This window comes from Flavobacterium suncheonense GH29-5 = DSM 17707 (assembly GCF_000430025.1).
Classification (GTDB): domain Bacteria; phylum Bacteroidota; class Bacteroidia; order Flavobacteriales; family Flavobacteriaceae; genus Flavobacterium; species Flavobacterium suncheonense.
The window spans coordinates 126,690-146,597 of the sequence record NZ_AUCZ01000003.1; the positions used below are offsets into that span (position 1 = coordinate 126,690).

21 protein-coding genes are annotated in these 19,908 nt (G+C 42.1%); 11 read left to right on the forward strand and 10 right to left on the reverse strand.

Annotation, left to right across the window (positions count from 1 at the left end):
• Positions 1–20: 20 nt before the first annotated feature.
• Together G498_RS0100750 and G498_RS0100755 are read left to right on the forward strand one after the other, a co-directional pair.
• Positions 21–968, forward strand: coding sequence for a tRNA dihydrouridine synthase (locus tag G498_RS0100750; RefSeq protein WP_026979378.1), 948 nt, complete (start codon positions 21–23; stop codon positions 966–968).
• Between the two features lie 85 nt (positions 969–1,053).
• A complete protein-coding gene (locus G498_RS0100755; protein WP_026979379.1) occupies positions 1,054–1,644 on the forward strand; it encodes a hypothetical protein in 591 nt (196 codons plus the stop codon).
• A gap of 36 nt (positions 1,645–1,680) precedes the next feature.
• On the opposite strand, the gene hisS is transcribed toward G498_RS0100755, so the two are convergent.
• Positions 1,681–3,105, reverse strand: a complete 1,425-nt coding sequence (gene hisS / locus G498_RS0100760; RefSeq protein ID WP_026979380.1) for a histidine--tRNA ligase — start codon at positions 3,103–3,105, stop codon at positions 1,681–1,683.
• 237 nt (positions 3,106–3,342) lie between these two features.
• Here hisS and G498_RS0100765 point away from each other — a divergent pair, with 237 nt between their 5' ends.
• Complete coding sequence (locus G498_RS0100765; protein ID WP_035744349.1) at positions 3,343–4,590, forward strand: ABC transporter permease; 1,248 nt, start codon at positions 3,343–3,345, stop codon at positions 4,588–4,590.
• A 33-nt stretch (positions 4,591–4,623) separates the two neighbouring features.
• Here G498_RS0100765 and prmC read toward each other — a convergent pair whose 3' ends face one another.
• Complete coding sequence (gene prmC / locus G498_RS0100770; protein WP_026979382.1) at positions 4,624–5,478, reverse strand: peptide chain release factor N(5)-glutamine methyltransferase; 855 nt, start codon at positions 5,476–5,478, stop codon at positions 4,624–4,626.
• Positions 5,479–5,809: 331 nt separating this feature from the next.
• Here prmC and nirK point away from each other — a divergent pair, with 331 nt between their 5' ends.
• The 5 genes from nirK (at position 5,810) to G498_RS0100795 (ending at position 10,486) form a co-directional block, all read left to right on the forward strand.
• Complete coding sequence (gene nirK, locus G498_RS14500) at positions 5,810–7,285, forward strand: copper-containing nitrite reductase (RefSeq protein ID WP_035744352.1); 1,476 nt, start codon at positions 5,810–5,812, stop codon at positions 7,283–7,285.
• Between the two features lie 28 nt (positions 7,286–7,313).
• Complete coding sequence (locus tag G498_RS0100780; protein WP_026979383.1) at positions 7,314–7,742, forward strand: c-type cytochrome; 429 nt, start codon at positions 7,314–7,316, stop codon at positions 7,740–7,742.
• A gap of 70 nt (positions 7,743–7,812) precedes the next feature.
• The gene (locus tag G498_RS0100785) at positions 7,813–8,544 is read left to right on the forward strand and encodes a formylglycine-generating enzyme family protein (RefSeq protein ID WP_240470458.1); all 732 of its coding nucleotides are present in this window, start codon (positions 7,813–7,815) and stop codon (positions 8,542–8,544) included.
• Between the two features lie 54 nt (positions 8,545–8,598).
• The gene (locus G498_RS0100790; RefSeq protein WP_026979385.1) at positions 8,599–9,201 is read left to right on the forward strand and encodes an SCO family protein; all 603 of its coding nucleotides are present in this window, start codon (positions 8,599–8,601) and stop codon (positions 9,199–9,201) included.
• 7 nt (positions 9,202–9,208) lie between these two features.
• Positions 9,209–10,486: an alginate export family protein gene (locus G498_RS0100795; RefSeq protein WP_026979386.1), complete on the forward strand. Its 1,278-nt coding sequence runs from the start codon at positions 9,209–9,211 to the stop codon at positions 10,484–10,486.
• Between the two features lie 64 nt (positions 10,487–10,550).
• Here the strand turns inward: G498_RS0100795 and G498_RS0100800 are convergent, their stop codons facing one another.
• The 8 genes from G498_RS0100800 to ric are packed head-to-tail and all read right to left on the reverse strand — an operon-like array spanning position 10,551 to position 16,851.
• Complete coding sequence (locus G498_RS0100800) at positions 10,551–10,991, reverse strand: hypothetical protein (RefSeq protein ID WP_026979387.1); 441 nt, start codon at positions 10,989–10,991, stop codon at positions 10,551–10,553.
• 19 nt (positions 10,992–11,010) lie between these two features.
• Positions 11,011–11,478 carry a hemerythrin domain-containing protein gene (locus tag G498_RS0100805; protein ID WP_035744355.1) on the reverse strand — a complete coding sequence of 156 codons (468 nt, stop codon included), beginning with the start codon at positions 11,476–11,478 and terminating at the stop codon, positions 11,011–11,013.
• A gap of 11 nt (positions 11,479–11,489) precedes the next feature.
• The gene (locus G498_RS0100810) at positions 11,490–11,939 is read right to left on the reverse strand and encodes a CopD family protein (RefSeq protein ID WP_026979389.1); all 450 of its coding nucleotides are present in this window, start codon (positions 11,937–11,939) and stop codon (positions 11,490–11,492) included.
• Positions 11,936–13,093: a hypothetical protein gene (locus G498_RS0100815; RefSeq protein WP_240470456.1), complete on the reverse strand. Its 1,158-nt coding sequence runs from the start codon at positions 13,091–13,093 to the stop codon at positions 11,936–11,938. Before G498_RS0100815 ends, G498_RS0100810 begins: the two co-directional genes overlap by 4 nt.
• A gap of 56 nt (positions 13,094–13,149) precedes the next feature.
• A complete protein-coding gene (locus G498_RS0100820; protein ID WP_051269596.1) occupies positions 13,150–13,866 on the reverse strand; it encodes an anaerobic ribonucleoside-triphosphate reductase activating protein in 717 nt (238 codons plus the stop codon).
• Entirely contained in the window at positions 13,820–13,984 is a 165-nt protein-coding gene (nrdD, locus tag G498_RS15995; protein WP_117616525.1) for an anaerobic ribonucleoside-triphosphate reductase, read from the reverse strand. Before nrdD ends, G498_RS0100820 begins: the two co-directional genes overlap by 47 nt.
• Positions 13,971–16,082, reverse strand: a complete 2,112-nt coding sequence (locus tag G498_RS0100825) for a ribonucleoside triphosphate reductase (RefSeq protein WP_026979392.1) — start codon at positions 16,080–16,082, stop codon at positions 13,971–13,973. The genes nrdD and G498_RS0100825 overlap by 14 nt, the downstream gene beginning before the upstream one ends.
• A 46-nt stretch (positions 16,083–16,128) precedes the next feature.
• The gene (gene ric / locus G498_RS0100830) at positions 16,129–16,851 is read right to left on the reverse strand and encodes an iron-sulfur cluster repair di-iron protein (protein WP_026979393.1); all 723 of its coding nucleotides are present in this window, start codon (positions 16,849–16,851) and stop codon (positions 16,129–16,131) included.
• A 282-nt stretch (positions 16,852–17,133) separates the two neighbouring features.
• Between ric and G498_RS0100835 the strand changes: the two genes are divergently transcribed.
• The 3 genes from G498_RS0100835 (at position 17,134) to G498_RS0100845 (ending at position 19,886) form a co-directional block, all read left to right on the forward strand.
• On the forward strand, positions 17,134–17,568 hold the full coding sequence (locus tag G498_RS0100835; protein WP_026979394.1) for a c-type cytochrome: 435 nt from the start codon (positions 17,134–17,136) through the stop codon (positions 17,566–17,568).
• A 12-nt stretch (positions 17,569–17,580) separates the two neighbouring features.
• Entirely contained in the window at positions 17,581–18,990 is a 1,410-nt protein-coding gene (locus tag G498_RS14505) for a cbb3-type cytochrome c oxidase subunit I (protein ID WP_051269603.1), read from the forward strand.
• Between the two features lie 110 nt (positions 18,991–19,100).
• On the forward strand, positions 19,101–19,886 hold the full coding sequence (locus tag G498_RS0100845; RefSeq protein WP_035744410.1) for a CbbQ/NirQ/NorQ/GpvN family protein: 786 nt from the start codon (positions 19,101–19,103) through the stop codon (positions 19,884–19,886).
• Positions 19,887–19,908: the final 22 nt, after the last annotated feature.

The window sequence follows — 19,908 nt, forward strand, 5'->3', positions numbered from 1 at the left end:
TTTAAGTACTTTTGCAAACCATGAGCATCACTTTACTTTCCTCGCCGTTACAGGGTTTTACGGATTTCCGGTTCCGAAATGCTTTTCATAAATATTTTGGCGGGATTGACACCTTCTATTCTCCTTACATCAAACTGAACGGAAAATTAGTGGTAAAAGGGTCGTACGAGCGCGACATACTTCCGGAGAACAACAGCAATTTGCAGGTTATTCCGCAGATTATCACCAATGATCCCGAAGAATTTTTATTCGTAGCCAAGTACGTAAAAGAATTAGGCTACAACGAACTAAACTGGAATTTGGGCTGTCCGTATCCGATGGTGGCGAAAAGCGGTATGGGTTCGGGTTTAATCTGTAACACCGGCCGCATTGACGAAATTTTAGACCGCGCACACAGTGAAACCGACATCATTGTTTCGATGAAAATGCGCATGGGCTATGAAAACCCAACCGAAATTTTAGACGTCTTCCCGATTCTGGAAAAATATCCGATAAAAAATATTGCCATTCACGCGCGTATCGGGAAACAGTTGTACAAAGGCGGTGTGGATTTGGATTCGTTTCAGAAATGTCTGGATGTTTCCAAACACAAATTGTATTATAACGGCGATATCACGTCGGTGGAAAAATTCCGGATGCTGAAAGAACGCTTCCCTTCAATTGACCATTTCATGATTGGCCGCGGTTTGATTGCCGATCCGTTCTTACCCAGCATGATTAAAAACAATACGACGGAATATCCGAAAAACCGCTTTGAGATTTTTGAGGAATTTCACGATACGATTTACCGCGATTACGACGCTTACCTGCAAGGTCCAACACCGATAAAAATGAAAATGTTAGGCTTTTGGGAATACTTTTCGGAATCGTTTTCCAATCCGCAAAAAACGTATAAGAAGATTAAGAAAGCAGGGAATAGCAAACATTATGAGGAAGCGGTTCGGGAGATTTTTAAATCGGAACGATAACTTTAAAATTTAATTATTCCTTAAAATATTGTAACTGAAATCGGATTTTAAAATTATTTTTGCCGACTCTAAAATTGTCCTAATTATGAAACGCATTACTACTTTATTCCTTCTGATTCTTTCTGCTCCCATTTTTTCCCAAACTAACACCGAAGAAAAAGAAAAATCGACAGCCGGAGTTTCAAACTCTATCTTTGGTGTTCAGGCAGGATTTCTGGGTGCTTGGGCTTACAACGAACTAAAACTTACAGATAAAATAGTCCTGAAATCAGAACTTGGTTTACAGACCTACACCCTTAAAACCAAAAATCCGGATAAAACATTCACTTTTTTAACACCTGAAATTGTACTGGAACCCCGTTTCTATTATAACATTCAAAAGCGGGCAGACAAAGGAAAAGACGTAAGCCACAACAGCGGAAATTTCATATCATTACGTTCCTCCTATTTCCCAGACAGTTTTACGGTTGGCGAAAAAATAGCCGACAACGCTTTTATTCCGGAGTTGCATATCGTACCAACCTGGGGAATGAAAAGAAATCTGAGCGATCACTTCAATTATGAACTTGGCGCAGGTTTGGGCTACCGAAAAGTTTTTGAAACCAACCTGAAGCAGAACAATAACAACGATGATGTTGCTTTTTATCTGCATGCACGGATCGGTTATAAATTTTAAAAAAAATAAGGCTGTCGTAATGGACAGCCTTACTTATTATTTCAGAATTTCTTTCAACTCCTCCAAACTTACTTTCTTTTGTTCGCCGGACGCTAAATCTTTCAGGGCGAATTGATTGTTCGCCATTTCGTCGCCGCCTACGATTACGGCATACGGAATACCGCGTTTGTCGGCATGCTGAAATTGTTTTCCGATTTTGGTATTGTCCGGATAGAGTTCTACTTTGATGCCGGCTCTGCGCAATTGGGTAATTGCTTTCATGCAATACAAGGCTTCGGCGTCCCCGAAATTTAAAAACAACGCCTTGGAAGTTGACGTAACGGTTTCCGGGAAAAGGTTCAGTTCTTCCAAAACCAGATAAATACGGTCTAAGCCGAAGGAAATTCCAACGCCACTCATGTTTTTTAATCCAAAAATTCCGGTCAAATCGTCGTAACGACCGCCGCCGCCGATAGATCCCATAGCCACGGTTTTAGGAGCAGCTACTTCGAAAATTGCTCCTGTATAATAGTTTAAACCACGGGCTAAGGTTACATCCAAATCTAAAACGGATTTGTCTAAACCTAAAGCTTGAACGTTGTCACAAATGAATTTCAGTTCTTCCACACCTTTCATTCCTTCTTCGGATGACACCAGCAAAGCGGAAAGTTTTTCGATTTTTTCGGAAATGGTTCCGGTAAAGCTAAATAACGGCTGTACTTTTTCCAACGCGGCTTCGGAAATTCCTTTTTCGAACATTTCTTTTTTTACACCATCCTCGCCTATTTTGTCGAGTTTGTCTAAAGCAACGGTAAAGTCGATTAATTTATCAGATGCCCCGATTACCTCTGCAATTCCGGACAATATTTTTCGGTTGTTGATTTTGATGGTACAGCCTTCCAAACCTAAAGCGGAAAACACGCTGTCGTACAACTGCACCAATTCCACTTCCTGCCATAAGGAGTTCGAGCCTACCACATCGGCATCGCACTGGTAAAACTCTCTGAAACGGCCTTTCTGCGGACGATCGGCTCGCCAAACCGGCTGAATCTGGTAGCGTTTGAACGGAAATTCAATTTCGTTTTGGTGTTGCACCACGTAACGCGCGAACGGAACGGTTAAATCGTAGCGTAAGGCTTTTTCGGAGATTTTGGCGGTAAACTTGTTTAATTCCACCAACTCTTTTACCGAGATGGTTTCGGCGGAATTAGATTGCAATACTTCTATCGATTCCGGCAATTCAATTTTATTTTTATTGAAGAAATAATTTCCGGAATTCAAAATCTTAAAAATCAAACGGTCGCCTTCCTCGCCGTATTTTCCCATTAAGGTTTCGGAATTTTCAAAAGTTGGGGTTTCGATAGGCTGATAGCCAAACTTTTCAAAATTCGTTTTGATGATGGAAAAAATATAGTTGCGCTTCGCTACTTCGGCCGGTGAAAAATCGCGGGTTCCTTTGGGTATGCTTGGTTTTTGAGCCATTTTTTTGGTGAATTTATGGTTGGTTTTTGGGTTATGTTTCCAAAAAAGCCAATAGTTTTTCTTTTAGCCCCGGTTGCAGCAACTACCGTGTAGTGCGGAAAACGGGAACTGCGTATCACGGTAAAACCTGAAGTTTCGCTCCTAATACTTTGCAAATATCTTACTTTTTAAAGAATTTCGTAAATCTGTTTTGGGAAACTTGTAACAAATAGCCTAATTTAGTGTCAAATTGCCATCATGGGAAACGTCGGACTCTTTAAGGAAAATACCAAAATCGCAATCGATTCCATCCGGACGAATTTGCTGCGTACTATTTTAACCATCCTGATTATCGCCATAGGAATTACGGCTTTGGTGGGGATTCTTACGCTGGTTTCGGCGCTGGAAAATACCATTATGAAGGATTTTGCTTCGATGGGCGCCAACACCTTTTCCATCAGTCAGTATGATTTTTCGGCCAGAATGCGTCAGGGCGACAACGAGCAGAAAATCAATCCGATTATCAATTATCCGCAGGTTAAAGAGTTTAAAGAGAAATACGACTATCCGTTTACTTCGACTTCCCTTTCGTTCACCGCAACGGCTACAGCAGAAATTAAATACGAATCCGACAAAACCGACCCGAAAGTTACCGTAATGGGCGTGGATGAAATTTTCCTGCCGAACAAAGGGCTTGAGGTAACCAAAGGCCGTAATTTTACAGGCTTCGACGTGGAAAACAACAATTTCGTTTGCGTTTTGGGTTCGGATGTAGACAAAGATTTGTTTAAAGACAGTAATCCGCTGGACAAAACGATTTCGATTCGCGGCGCCAAGTTTAAAGTAATCGGCGTGCTGAAGGAAAAAGGCTCTACGTTTGGCAGCAGTCAGGATTTCCGGGTATTGATTCCGATTCAGATTGCGCGTTCGTTGTTTTCGGCACCGAACATCAACTACGATTTAAGCGTCATGATTGCCAACAAAAACCTGATGGATCAGGCGGTAGACAACGCTACCATTACCATGCGAAGAGTGCGGAAACTGAACCCGGTCGAAGAAAACAATTTCGGAGTGGAACGCAGCGATGAGCTCATCAATACTTTATTATCCAACACCGAAGTTTTGGCCATCAGCGCCTGGGTGATTGGAATTATTACGGTTTTCGGTTCGTCGATTGCCTTAATGAACATCATGTTGGTTTCCGTAACGGAACGTACCCGTGAAATTGGGGTACGAAAATCATTGGGCGCCAAACGCAGCACGATTGCCTGGCAGTTTTTTACTGAAACTTTAGTCATTGGTCAATTAGGCGGTTTGGTGGGGATTATTCTGGGTGTTTTGATTGGATTTGGTTTGTCGGCCGCGTTAAGTTTCAGCTTTTCCATTCCGTGGATGGCGATTTTTGCCGCGGTGGTAACTTCTTTGGTTGTGGCTTTGTTTTCCGGTTTGTATCCGGCGATTAAGGCATCGAAACTGGATCCGGTGGAGGCGTTGCGCTATGAGTAAGCTTGTTTGATTGCCGAACACCTCGACCGTACGCTAAATGCTCCCGAAAATCATCCGGTCGTTTCCGTAAATGTCTTTTCGCAATTCGATTTGCTGAAAGTTGTGCTGTTGGAGCAATTGTACCATTTCGTTCCCCAAATACTGGTTGATTTCGAAATACAGCTGCCCGTTGTCGTTCAGGTTTTTCACGGCCAATTCGGTGATTTTGCGGTAAAACAGTAAGGCGTCTTCATCTTCCACAAAAAGGGCGAGATGCGGTTCAAAATCCAGCACGTTCTTTCTGATTTCCTCTTTTTCCAGATGCCGCACATACGGCGGATTGGACACGATGATGTCAAAAGTTTGGCCTAAATCTTCTGTTTCTAAAATACTCTGGTGCAAAAATTCGACGGTTACTTCGTTTCGTTTGGCGTTTTTTTGGGCTACTTCAAGCGCTTTCTCCGAAACATCCATCGCATATACTTTCGCATTGGAAAGGTTTTTGGCCAACGAAATGGCGATACAGCCGGTTCCGGTTCCTATATCCAAAATTTTGACTTGCGACTTTTGACTTGCGACTTTTGACACTTTAATAATCCAGTCGACCAACTCTTCCGTTTCCGGACGCGGGATTAAGGTGTGTTCGTTCACATAAAAAGGCAAACCATAAAATTCCGTTTCTCCTAATATATATTGAATGGGACGCTGTTCTTTCAACTGCGCCACTACATTTTCCCATTGTTTTAGGAATTCCGGGGATAATTCGAAATCGGGATTCAAAGCTAAATCCACGCGCTTCATGTGGTGAAAATCTTCTAAGATGATGTAGAAAAAACTGTCGATTTCCTGTTCATCATAGATGGCAGATAATTCTTGGATAAAAACAGTTCGGTATTCCGTTAGCCGCATATTTTAAGTTGTAATTCTTCCCTGTTTGCATGGGGAAATCATTTTCATTTCAAAGATAACTTAAAAACACCGGATTGAAATGAAATTATGCCTTTGAAACTGCCAGACATTTTTCTTTATTTCTGAACATTTCCTGCTTTTTTCTTTTACCCTGAGCAATCCACATCACACCTACAAGCCTCTACACCAGCACTTTACTTCGATTAAAAATTTTTAAATTATTTTCAGATTCTCCGATTTATTTTTCGAAAAGATGACAAATATCATTATAAAAGACCTTTTTGTCCTTTAATTTTACCCTATAAAACATTTAACAAAAAAACCCATAATCATGAAAACCAAATTTAAGATTGTTGTCGGTGTTTTAGTGCTATCAGCAATCACGGTAGGTTTATTTTCCTTTGGAGACAAAGATACTACCGATCCGTCAAAAATTAAAGTAGAAGGCGAAATGGTTGCCGAGCTTACTGCTCCTCCGTTTGTTCCTAAACCGGTTGGAAAAAGAGCCGCTACAAAACTAATCGTTAACATGGAAATCAAAGAGGAAGAAGGCGAAATGGCTGATGGTGTAAAATACACTTACTGGACATTTGGAGGCTCTGTTCCCGGAAGTTTCATTCGTACACGAATTGGGGATGAAGTGCAGTTTCACTTAAAAAACCACCCGGATAACAAATTACCGCACAACATCGATTTACACGCCGTAACCGGACCTGGAGGTGGTGCAACTTCTTCCTTAGTGGCTCCTGGACATGAGAAAGTATTCAATTTCAAATGTTTGAACCCCGGATTGTATGTATACCACTGTGCAACAGCTCCTGTAGGGATGCACATTGCCAACGGAATGTACGGACTAATCCTTGTGGAACCGGAAGGTGGTTTACCGCCGGTAGACAGAGAGTACTACGTAATGCAAGGGGATTTCTATACTAAAGGTGCTTATGGTGAGCAAGGTTCGCAACCTTTCGACATGGAAAAAGCCATTAAAGAACAACCGGACTATGTAGTGTTTAACGGTAAAGTCGGAGCGTTAACAGGCGACAAAGCCATCACTGCCAAAAAAGGAGAAACCGTGCGCATCTATATGGGTAACGGAGGTCCTAACCTTGTTTCTTCCTTCCACGTGATTGGTGAAATTTTCGACAAAGTTCAAATTGAAGGCGGACATTTAATCAACAAAGATGTACAGACTACGTTGGTTCCGGCTGGTGGTTCTGCCATTGTGGAATTCAAAGTTGATGTTCCCGGCACTTTCATCCTGGTAGACCACTCTATTTTCAGAGCGTTCAACAAAGGAGCAATCGGTATGCTTAAAGTAGAAGGCGAACAGGACAAAACCATCTACTCCGGAACCGTTCAGGAAGGTATCTATTTACCGGAAGGCGGAACCATCCAAAACATGCCAAAACAAAAAGGAACAGCAAAAGAGGTCGTAGCGAAAACGCTTCCGGAACAAATTAAAGCCGGTAAAGAAATCTACGGAAGAACCTGTTTTGCCTGTCACCAGTCTGAAGGGCAAGGAATTCCGAATGCTTTCCCTCCTTTGGCAAAATCAGACTTCCTGAATGCCGATCCGAAAAGAGCCATCGATGCTGTCCTAAACGGTTTGAGCGGAGAAATCACAGTTAACGGCAAAAAATACAACAGTATTATGACCAGCCAAAACCTTACAGACGAAGAGATTGCCAATGTTCTGACCTATGTGTACAACAGTTGGGGGAACAACAAAACAAACGTAACTGCACCAATGGTAAAAACCCAAAGAGAGAAAACCGTTGCCAAAGCAGTAAAAGACATACACGAATAATCAATTAATTATTTAAATACTTTTTATCATGAAAAAGATAATTTTAGGCGTGGCCGCTGTGGCCTTAACCATAGGTTTATACAGCTTCACCACTCCGGTGAAAACGGAAAAAGTAACCAAAGTTGCCGTTGGTAATCCCGTAAAAGGAAAAGAGGTATACTCAAAAACCTGTATTGCCTGCCACCAGGCTAACGGACAAGGTGTTCCCAATGCGTTTCCTCCGTTGGCAAAATCCGATTACTTAAACAAAGATGTAAATCGTGCCATCAGAACGGTTATTAACGGATTAAGCGGTCCCGTTACTGTAAACGGTAAAAATTTCAATGCCATGATGACGCCTCAGGCTTTATCCGACGAACAAATTGCCGACGTACTAACTTATGTGTACAGCAGTTGGGGCAACAACGGAACAAAAGTAACTCCGGCAATGGTGAAAGCCCAAAGAGGGAAAAAATAAGTAACAATTAAAAACGTTAGCCATGAAACTCAAGTATAAAATAACATTCGTTTTCTACGCTGTTTTGTTTATGGCAACATCACTTATTGCTCAGGAAAAAGGCATGGTTACCATAAAAAGGGGAACGTACGTTCCCCTTTATGGAACCACCGATAAAAAACCGGTAGAAGTCAAAACTTTTAAAATTGATGTTTATCCGGTAACCAATGAGGAATATGCAACCTTTCTGAAAAAAAATCCTCAGTACAGCCGTTCAAAAATTAAAAGGCTTTTCGCCGATAAAAGCTATCTGTCACACTGGAAAAGTGATTTTGATTACGCGCCCGGTAAAAACAATGCGCCGGTTACTAATATTTCCTGGTTTGCCGCTAAAAAATATTGCGAATGTCAGGGAAAACGACTGCCCACGATGGACGAATGGGAATATGTGGCTATGGCGGATGAAAAACGAATTGATGCCCGAACCAAAGAAGAATACAACCAATTCATTCTTTCCTGGTATGAAAAATCCAAAACCTACAACAATCCGATAGGGAAAACCTTTAAAAATTACTGGGGTGTATACGATATGCACGGGTTGGTATGGGAATGGACTTCCGACTTTAACAGCATCATGCTTTCCGGAGAATCCCGAAAAGACAAAGACTCAGACAAGAACTTATTCTGCGGAAGCGGTTCTGTAAATGCTTCCGATCTGATGAATTATGCCGCTTTTATGCGCTATGCCTTCAGAGGCAGTTTAAAAGCCAGTTATACCACGCGAAATCTCGGTTTCCGATGTGCCCAAGATGTACCAAAATAAATGCCTTGCCTTAAGATAAAAGCCTTTTTCTGAAGAAACTCAAATTTAACTAATATGAAAAAGATAGTAATGGGGTTACTGATACTCCTGATCGGTTTACAAAGCTGTACTTCCCAAAAGAAAAGCGAAACGGCGACTGCCACCCAAAAAACCATTTCCGATTTATCCATCTACAACCTTCCGTCTCAGTGGACTACACAAGACAATAAAAACATTGAGATGAAAGATTTAAAAGGAAAAGTACTGGTGATGGTAATGATTTACACCTCCTGCAAATCTGCATGTCCCAGATTAGTGGCCGATATGCGCCATATTGAAGAACGCATCCCCGAAAACCTGAAAAACAACGTACAACTCGTACTGGTAAGTATCGACCCGACTGTAGACACGCCGCAACGATTAAAAGAATTCTCCATAGAAAACAAAATGGACAGCGACCAATGGCTGTTCCTTCGCTCAACCGAGGAAAACACCCGGGAATTTGCTGCCGTGTTGGCCGTGAACTATAAAAAAATATCCCCGATAGATTTCTCCCATTCCAACATTATCAGCGTTTTTAATGCCGACGGTGAATTGGCTTTCCAACAGGAGGGCCTGGGAGTAAGCTATGACGAAACCGTAAACAAAATTACCGAAGAAGCTGAAAAGCTAAATTAATCCAAATATGAAACTATATCAAAAAATGAGCTTATCGTTGATTCTGATGATAGGCACGGGCGCTTTCGCTCAGGAATTAGACGCCAATTTACAACTGAGACCCCGCTACGAATACCGAAACGGATTTAAGGAACTCATGAAAGACGGTTCGTTACCCACCTCTTTCGTATCCCAACGATCCCGGCTGAATTTTAACTTTAAGCAGGAAAAATTAAAAGCGAAACTAACTTTTCAGAACATCCGTGTTTGGGGTGATGTGCCGACAACTACGACGTCCGATAAAAACGGAATTGCCCTTTTTGAAGCTTGGGCACAGTACGACTTCAATGCCAAATGGAGCGCCAGATTGGGAAGACAGGTGCTTTCGTATGACAATCAGCGAATTATGGGCGAAATCGACTGGGCACAACAAGGGCAAAGCCATGACGCGGCGTTACTTACGTTTAAACCCAATAACCATCAGTTAGATTTGGGATTTGCCGTAAATTCGGATGCCGAAAAACTGTACCGCGATGTAAACACGGCGAGTTACAAGCACATGCAATATGCCTGGTACCACACGAGTTTCAGCAATCTGAACATGAGTTTGTTGTTTCTGAACGTGGGTTTCCAGTACAATGACGCACTAACAAGTGAGCTGGAAATCGATAACATGCAGACTTTCGGAACGTATTTATCGTATAAGAAAAACAAATTTGACGCTAATTTAGGCGTGTACGGACAAACCGGGAAAGGCAAACTGGTTACTGAAAACACTTCCGTTAGCGCTTGGTACGGCGGGTTGAATCTGAATTATGCTTTCACCGATAAATTTAAAGCAGGTTTAGGGTACGAATACCTTTCGGGAAAAGATCAGGACGATACCGACAGCAAAATCAAATCCTTCAACCCTATTTTCGGAACCAATCACGGTTTTAACGGTTTTATGGATTACTTCTACGTTGGGAATTACAAAAACACCGTTGGTTTGCAGGATGTTTTTGCCAAATTCACTTATGCTGACAACAAATGGCAATTCAACGCAATCCCACATGTTTTCATGACAGCCGCCGATGTAATTGATCCAACAGATATAACCAAAAAAATGGACAGCTATCTGGGTACGGAAGTCGATTTAACAGCGACGTACACCCTTCAGAAAGACATCACCATCACCGGAGGGTATTCCCAAATGTTCGGAAGCGATACAATGGAAGTTTTAAAAGCAGGAAACAAAGGCTATGACAACAACTGGGCCTGGGTTATGATTACCATCAATCCGAGAATCTTTACCACAGCAAAATAAATTCTTAGTTAAGTTAGGTTAATTAGTAAAAAGCCTGTGTTACATCGTGTAACACAGGCTTTTTTTATTGGAAGTAGTTGGAATACTCTTTGAGATAAGTGTCGATTTCGGAAATAACTTCCTCGTCGTTGGTTCCGTCCAGCTGATTCAGTTTCATTTTCAGCGGTAATAAATAATTGTGCAGTTGATTGTGAGCCTCACCTTTCATCGTACACTTCTCGAAAATCATCTGAAATTCGTTTTCCAGCGCTGCTTTCAAATCACTACCGGTGGTTTCCTGCTGGCGCTCCGAAATGATTTTCTGCATGTTTTTTATCCCTTCCGTCGTTTCCGGATTGGCTGTCCATAATTGGCCGTTATCGAGTGTTACTTCTTTTGCTTCATGAACCGATTCTGCGGCTGCTTCAGTTGTGGTTGTTTCTTCTGTTTTTTCGGGTTCGTTTGCGTTTTTCCTGCAGGCGGCAAGACTTAAAAACAAAAGTCCCAAAAGGATTTCTCTTCTCATTAGTTATTATTTTAATTCGTTATTTCCAAAAAACATCTTGTTCGTTCTCCGTAAAACTGCCTTCCTTGTGAACCTCGGCAATTTTGGCTAATTGTTCCGCTGTAGCGACTTTTTGTATCTCGGGGAACAAAACGCGTTCTTCAAACCGGATGTGGGCTTCGAGTTCTTCTTCGATTAACCCTAAGTTTTTATCCGCGTGGTCTTTCTGACTGAAAAGCCGTCTCAGCCTGCGATGCTCAATAAGTGCTTTTTTAACCAATTCATGGCCTTCTTTCAAAACCGGAAAAACATATTCTTCTTCCAATTCAAAATGGGGCAGCAAATGTTCGGTGTAAAACCAGTCGGCATACTTTTTAATGCGCTCGGGAGCAATATTTTTCGAAAATCCGGCTCTGATTTTCCAGCACAGCAACAACCCATGATGGTGCTCCCGACTTAACTCCTGCAGCTCTTTTACTCTTTTTAATGGTTTTTTTTCTAGTATCATTGTCTCTCTTTTTAAATTCCTCCAAACCGCACAAACGACCCCAAAATGAGCATAACCACTCCGATAGTAGTAACGGAAACGATGTGAAAACCCATTTCCGGTAAAGCACCAGGATTATTTTTCAGCTTAGGAAGTACCCGAAACTGGGCACTTAAGGCAAAAAGCACGGTTACAATCAATAGGGTTAATTTTACGGAAACCACTTTTTCAATCGGTGTGGCAAAATGAAACCAGCTTTCGATGCCAACTCCATATTTGTAGGCCATCAGAATTCCGGTAATTACCAGTAAAACCAACGCAGACATTCCCACCGGTTCGTATTTTTTTTCATAATCCAGAATATAGTGCTGATTTTTCTCCCGGAGCGCTTTCGGCAAATACGCGAACACCAGTAAAAGATGCCCGCCTACCCATATTGCTGCACAAATCAGGTGCACGATTAACAAGAAGTGATGGTTCATTTCAAGCTGTTTTTCAGATTGGCGGTACTAAAAATAATCATTATAATTCCGACCACCAACCAAATACTGGACAAAAACAAATTCTGGTGGTACATGGGAATGAGGTTCCAGTTAAAAAACAGATTCCCTCCTTGGGCAAACAGCAGGAACTCGGTAAGTACGAATCCCATGAGAAAAATTTTAATCCCGTAGCCCGAAAACCGGTTCTTGCGATTAATCACGTTAACGTTCAGTAAAAATCCCAATAAAAACCCGGTGATGATTCCCAGCATTATCATGTGAATGAAGCCGATGACAAAATTTCGGATCTGGTGCGACAACAGTGCCATGTCCGGAAAAAGAACCACCAATTGCACCACTACTTTCAAACCTAAGGATAACAACGCAAAACTGTATACGGTTTTTTCGATGGTGCTGAGTCTGGCGTAAAACACCCCTATGTGCGGACGTAACATCAAAACCAATTTTGCAAAAGCTATCAGCTGTACCACTACTCCAATTCCGTTAGCCCAAGTTAAAACCGGACTGGAAAGATACCAGCTTACCGGCAGGGCAAAGGTTAAAACGGTGCCTACAATAAGCCATCGGTAAAAGGAAAGGAATGTTTTATCGTTTACTTTTAGTTGCACCTGATGGAACAACAGGGCCAAAACCGCAATAATAAACCAGCCGTTAAACTGAAAATGCAGGAAAAACTGAATGGCAATCTGATAAAAAGCACTCGTTTTCCCCAACAAACCAACAGCCGGGCCTAAACACCAGATGCCGCAGGTGGATAAAATCATGAAGAATAAGGCGGTTTTAAGCAGGCAGCGTTCGGCCAAAGAGTCAATTTGCTGATTTTTCCATACCAGCCGGACAAAATAATAGCTGGAAAAGATATGCAGGGTAGCAAAAATAATCGAAAAAACCGCATAACCCTGAAGCGGAAAAGTCACCATCATCCCAATAACCGCCACTTCGGTTATCCAGAAAAGACGGTTGAATTTCTGTGCGGTTTCGCCATTCTTCGGAATAAAAAAGTGATAAATCAGTGAAAAAAGTGCCAGATACACCCAGCCCAACATGGCTGTATGAGAATGACCGTGCAACAGAAACTGATAATTTATAGTGCCCACGGGAGCCACAAACTGCAAACGCAGGAGTAACCCCATCAGTGCGGCGATTAAAAAATTACCAAAACAAACCAATATCCATTTTTTTAGCATCATCAGCCTCTGAAATTTACTTGTATTGTTCTTGTGGTGAAAGCGTTTTTCTCGATTTCACGCGATGACCGGGGCAAATCCCCGAGGGTTTTCACCTCATTCACAAAATGCTGAATGTAATAATTACCGCTGTACTGTTTGCTTTCCAGATAGCGAATCATGGAGCGAAGTTCCGGTTCATCGATTAAGTCCGAATGAAAAGTGGTCCGCACTTCAAACGGAACTTTATTTTGCAGTAATAAATGTAAGGATTTTTCGAACGCCGAAAACAAATCCGACTGGGTTACCTGTTTGTATTTGGATTCGGAGGCCTTAAAATCGAGTGCCACATAATCGATCAGTTCCTTGTGCATCAGCTGTTGCAGCACTTCCGGATGAGAACCGTTGGTGTCTACTTTAACGTCAAAACCCAGTGCTTTAATCTGTTCCACGAAAGGAATCAGGTTCTTGTGCATCGTACATTCGCCTCCGCTGAGAACCACGGCATCCAGTAAATTTTTTCTTGTCGTTAAAAAGGAAAGTACCTCGTCGAACGAAATTTTGCCTTTTCCCAGTACAATTTCCGGATTATAGCAATACAGACACCGCATGTTGCAGCCTGTAAACCAAAGAATACAGGCCGCTTTATGCGGATAATCCAGCAAGGTGAAAGGCGTTATACTAAAGATGGCTTTAGTGGCATTTTCTTTCTGTAAAATGGGTACGTTGTTTGTGTTCACCTTTTTTACCGATATTAAAACTTTCTACGGGTCTGTGATAACCCATTACCCGGGTATAAACCAGACATTTTGTTCGCAAATGCTGATTTTGCTCTAAAATTTCATTACTGTTTCTCATATAATTCGCTTTTGTGGTTTTGTAGTAAGGCGTCGTCACATTTCGGACAGTATTCGTGTTCTCCGGTCAGATAACCGTGGACCGGACAAACACTGAACACCGGAGTAACCGTGATATACGGCAATTTGAAATTGCTCAGTACTTTTTTCACGAACTGCTTGCAGGCTTCCGAAGAGCTGATTTTTTCGTTCATGTACAAGTGCAAAACGGTTCCGCCGGTATATTGGCATTGCAGATTATCCTGCATCAGTAAAGCCTCGAAAGGATCTTCGGTATAGTTTACCGGGATTTGCGAACTGTTGGTGTAATAGATGTTCTCGCCCTCGCCGGCCTGTAAAATATCCTGAAAACGCTTTTTGTCTTCTTTGGCAAAACGATAAGTGGTACCTTCCGCCGGTGTGGCTTCCAGATTGTATAAATTTCCGGTTTCTTCCTGAAACTCTTTCATTCGGTTGCGGATGTGTTCTAAGATTTCCATGCAGAATTCGGCCCCGAAATCAGACGTGATGTCTTCTTTATCGAAAGTAAAATTCCGAACCATTTCGTTCATTCCGTTCACACCGATGGTAGAAAAATGGTTTCTGAAATGCGGCAGATAACGTTTCGTATACGGATACAAACCACGCTCGTACATTTCCTGAATGAAGATTCTTTTTTTCTCTAAAGTCGATTTCGACAGTTCCATCAGCTTGTCCAATTGTTGGTACAACGCTTCTTTATTGCCTTTGAACAGATAGCCCAAACGTGCCATGTTGATGGTTACCACGCCGATACTTCCGGTCATTTCCGCACTTCCGAAAAGGCCATTACCGCGTTTCAGTAATTCCCGTAAATCAAGCTGCAAACGACAGCACATGCTGCGAACCGCATTAGGTTTGTAGGCATTCGGATTTTCAACGCGGTTACCGTTTTCATCCAATACATACTGACTCCCGATAAAATTCTGAAAATACGAAGAACCAATTTTGGCCGTATTTTCGAAAAGCAAATCGGTGTTTTCGCCGTTCCAGTCGAAATCTTCGGTGATGTTTACCGTTGGAATTGGGAACGTAAACGGTTGTCCGTTCGCATCGCCTTCGGTCATTACGGTATAATAGGCCTTGTTAATCAGGTTCATTTCCTTTTGAAAATGCTCGTAACGCATTTCGGTTAAGGACGAAACACCTCTTTCTCTGGCGCGATTCTGCATGGTTTCATCTGTGATGGTAGTGAATAAATGCAGATCGTTTTTCGTTGGAATCTGTTCTTTCAAATCGGACGGCACTACCCAATCCAGCGTGATATTCGTAAAAGGCGATTGTCCCCAACGCGCCGGTACATTCAAATTGTACACAAAGCTGCGTATCGCTTTGAGCACCTCATCAAAAGACAGATTATCCTTAAAAACATAAGGTGCCAAATAAGTATCAAACGAACTAAAAGCCTGTGCTCCTGCCCATTCGCTTTGCAAAATTCCGAGGAAATTGGCCATCTGACCCAAGGCTTCCCTGAAATGCGAAGGCGCTTTGCTTTCCACCCGGCCGCGAACGCCGTTAAAACCGTCATTCAGCAGGACTCTTAAACTCCAGCCGGCACAGTATCCGGTAAGGCAGTCCAGATCGTGAATATGAATGTCGCCGTTTCGGTGCGCATAGCCTTCTTCTTTGGAATATACTTTGTCCAACCAGTAATTCGCGATGATTTTCCCGGCCACATTGTTCACCAGACCGGCATTGGAATACGAGGTATTGGCATTGGCATTGATGCGCCAATCGGTCTGACCGATATATTCTTCGATAGTTTGCGTACTGTCTACGTAGGTAGTGTCATCGTTTAATCCCTGCACATGTTCGCGTTGCAGTTTTCTCGTGTGCCGGAACAGCATAAACGAGCGCATCACGGAAAAATACCCTTTCTGGAAAAGCGTTTTTTCAATCATGTCCTGAATTTCTTCCACCGCCCAAATGTCTTTGATTTCGATGGCAGACATCACACTGTCGAAAACACTAACATCGAACGGAATGGTGACACTGTTAAAACTTTTAGCAATGGCGTCTTTTATTTTAAAATTCTCGAATGGTTTATATTCTCCATTTCTTTTGATAACGAATTTTTCCATACGTTCGATGTTGCAGTGTTTTACTTGTGGTATTAAAATGGCCCAATTAAAAAAGTATTTTCTCTAATTGTTGTGCTTTGGGGAAAAGGATGTTGTTTTCCAGGTGAATGTGCTTGTGCAGATCCTGTTCGAATTCCTGCAACATGGCAAAAGTTACCTTATATGTATTGCAACCGTCTGCCGGTGGTGTGTAATTATTGGTCAGCTCCACAATTCTTCGGAAACGTTCGCCTTCTGTGTCGTGTTCGTGTTTCATCATGGCAATCGGATTGTCTACAGTTCCGAAAGGCGGCATTTCGAGGGTTTCGTTGTTTGCGGCTGCTTTTACCAGCTTTTTGATGAACGGAAACAATATCAGTTCTTCTTTTTTCATGTGCTGTGCCAGTTCGCCTGCACATCCTCTGAATAAATCGTGAATTTCAAAAAGTTCCGGATGTGCATTTCCGTGTACTTTACATAATTTATCTAAAAACTGAAGCAGCGTTGGCGATTTTTCTTCCACATAACGGTGATGGGTTTTTTCGATATAATCAATCAGTAAATCGGTGGGCCAGGATTTGAAATCGATACCGCTGTCTCCTTTTGTATTCAATACTGCGGAAAGCTCGTCCTGAAGGAGGGCAATATCCATTCCTTTGGCGTCGCAAACCTCTTCCAGAGTTCTGTGTCCTTTACAGCAAAAATCGATTCCGTATTTGGAAAAAACAGCGGCTGTTCTGAAATCTTCTGCTACATATTCTCCTATTGTCATTTGTTCAATCGCATTCATAATCAATCGTTTTAAATTTATTTACATACAAATTTACAGATTATTTTTTAATAAAGGATAAATATATCTTTTATTATTTTTCAACAGGATGGGCTGATAAAAAAAATGCATTCGATGCCATCCGAAGCCAAAAATTTTATATTTAATAATAAAGCGCAAAAAAATAGCTGAAAAATGATTTTTATCATGTTCTCAAACTAAATCTACAACGACATTTGCAAAATAAAGGACAAAATAGTCTTTTATCTCAATTAATTTTTTAACTAACAAATACTAATCATTATGCTTTCAAAATCACAGGCCAGAGCATTCTTTTTAGGCGGAACGGTAGTCACCTTCCTGATATTTATCGGATTGACCATCTATTCGTTCATGCCTGCTAATGATCAGTCGAATTATTCCAAGATTGACAAAAAGGTTATTAGAGGAAAAGAAATTTGGGAATCAAACAACTGTATGGGCTGCCATACACTCTTAGGAGAAGGCGGTTACTATGCGCCGGAACTCACAAAAGTAATAGAACGACGCGGAGAAGGTTACGTAAAAGCCGTGCTCATGTCCCCTATTCCCTGGGCTCCAAAAGGAAGAAAAATGGTAAAATACAACATGAGTGAGGCCGATGCCGAAGCGGTTATTGCCTTTTTAAAATGGAACGGCGAAATCGACCTGAACGGCTTTGACCGAGTGGTATCACCTTTAGCTAAGGATAACAATTAAATCTTACACATTATGAAATATAAATCACAAAAAGTAGCCTATTGGTTTTTTGGATTGTGCATGTTGCTTTTATCGCTGCAAATCATCTATGGTTTTATCATGGGCTTTGCCAGAATCGGTTTTGACGGACTACACGATTTTATTCCGTTCAACACTGCCCGGGCGGTGCACACCAATTTATTGGTTGTTTGGCTTTTAACCGGTTTCATGGGAGCCGCTTATTATATTATTCCCGAGGAAGCACAACGCGAATTGGTAAGTGTTAAATTAGCCTACCTGCAGTTAGTTTCGCTGGCTGTTGTGGGCGTTGTTGCGATTGTCGGTTATCATTTTAATTATTGGGAAGGCCGCAAATTCCTTGAAATTCCGAGAGAACTCGACTATTTAGTTGTCGTGAATGTACTGCTATTCCTCGGATTGATTCTGGCCACCTTATTCAAAGGAAAACAAAAAACCACCACCGCTTTGGTCTTAACGATGGGACTCTTGTTTGCCGCCTTGCTGTATTTACCGGGGATGATCTGGTTTGACAGTCAGGTTATGGACTCATTCTTCCGCTGGTGGGTAGTTCACTTGTGGGTTGAAGGGGTTTGGGAATTGATCATGGGCGGTATTTTATCGTTCCTGTTAATCAAGCTAACCGGTGTAGACCGTGAGGTAATCGAAAAATGGCTGTATGTGATTGTTGGTTTGACATTCCTTTCCGGATTGTTGGGAACCGGGCACCACTACTACTTCATCGGCGTAAACAAAATCTGGCTGGTGGTTGGCGGTATATTCTCCGCACTTGAACCGTTAGCATTCCTTGCGATGGCATTATTTGCGGTGAATATGTACCGAAAAGGCGAAAAAAACCATCCGAATAAAATTGCCTTGTTCTGGACTATCGGAGCTTCCATCGTTTCGTTTATCGGAGCCGGAGTGTTAGGTTTCGCCCACACTTTGCCGCAAACCAATTTATACACACACGGAACTTTAGTCACAGCGATGCACGGTCACTTGGCTTTCTGGGGTGCTTATGCGATGATTGTTTTAGCCATTATCAGCTATGCGTTACCGAATTTAACCGGGCGCAAACGCTATGAAAGTGCACCGGGAAAAATGGCTTTCTGGCTGTCCAATATCGGAATGCTGGGAATGACGGTAGCCTTTGGTGTAGCGGGTGTGGCTCAGGTATATCTGGAACGGAAAATGAAAATGGATTTCATGGATGTTCAGAACGAAATCAGCATTCACTTTGTGGTGCTTGTTCTTTGTGCGACCATGTTTGCCGTAGGTATTTCATTGTTCATCTATGACTTCATCAAATACGGAAAACCTACCGATGAAGCTTTGGAAGAAAACCACGATTATGTACTGACCGGTAAAAAAATAAACAACATCCCTAACGCGAATGTTGTTTACACAGAAGAAACAAACTAATCCTTACTATACGTTTTTATTCTTGTTAACGAAACTCGTTCTGTTGGTTACAGCAAATGTCACTGCCTGTAGGCATACGAATGGGTTTCGTTTTTTTAAAACAAAAAATCATGGTACAGACGCAAACCATACCCTATTATCACGCCACCGGAAGAGAAGAAGAGGTCTTTACGCATGCGTTCAGGAACAAAATTCCCTTCTTGCTGAAAGGGCCGACAGGAACCGGAAAATCGCGCTTTATCGAATATATGGCGCACCAATTGGACCAACGGATCATCACTATCAGTTGTCACGAAGAAACCTCAGCTACCGATTTAATCGGACGCTTCATCATCAAAGGTGCTGAAACCGTTTGGCTGGACGGACCGTTAACCACAGCCGTAAAAGAAGGCGCTATCATTTATCTGGATGAAGTAGCCGAAGCCCGTCCGGATGTCATCGTAGCCATCCACTCGCTTACCGATCACCGACGCGAATTGTTCATCGATAAATTAGGCGAAACCGTTAAAGCACACGACAATTTCATGCTGGTTGCTTCTTTCAATCCGGGCTACCAACGCGGATTCAAAGAACTTAAACCTTCTACCCGTCAGCGTTTTATTGCTGTTTCTTTCGAATATCCCGAACCGCGCGTGGAAACTGAAATTCTGGTAAACGAAACCCAGGTGAATGCCGAAATCGCCAAAAAACTGGTGAACATCGGAAACAAAATCCGAAACCTGACGGAATTGGGCTTAACCGAAACCGTTTCCACCCGATTGTTAGTGGATGCCGCCAAATTAATTCACAGCGGATTACCGAAACGATTGTCTGTACACACAGCCGTTGTGGAACCGTTAACCGACGACTTACAAACCTTAGAAGCTCTGAAAGACATATGTGATTTGATGATTTAAATGTCTGATTACGGAATACTGA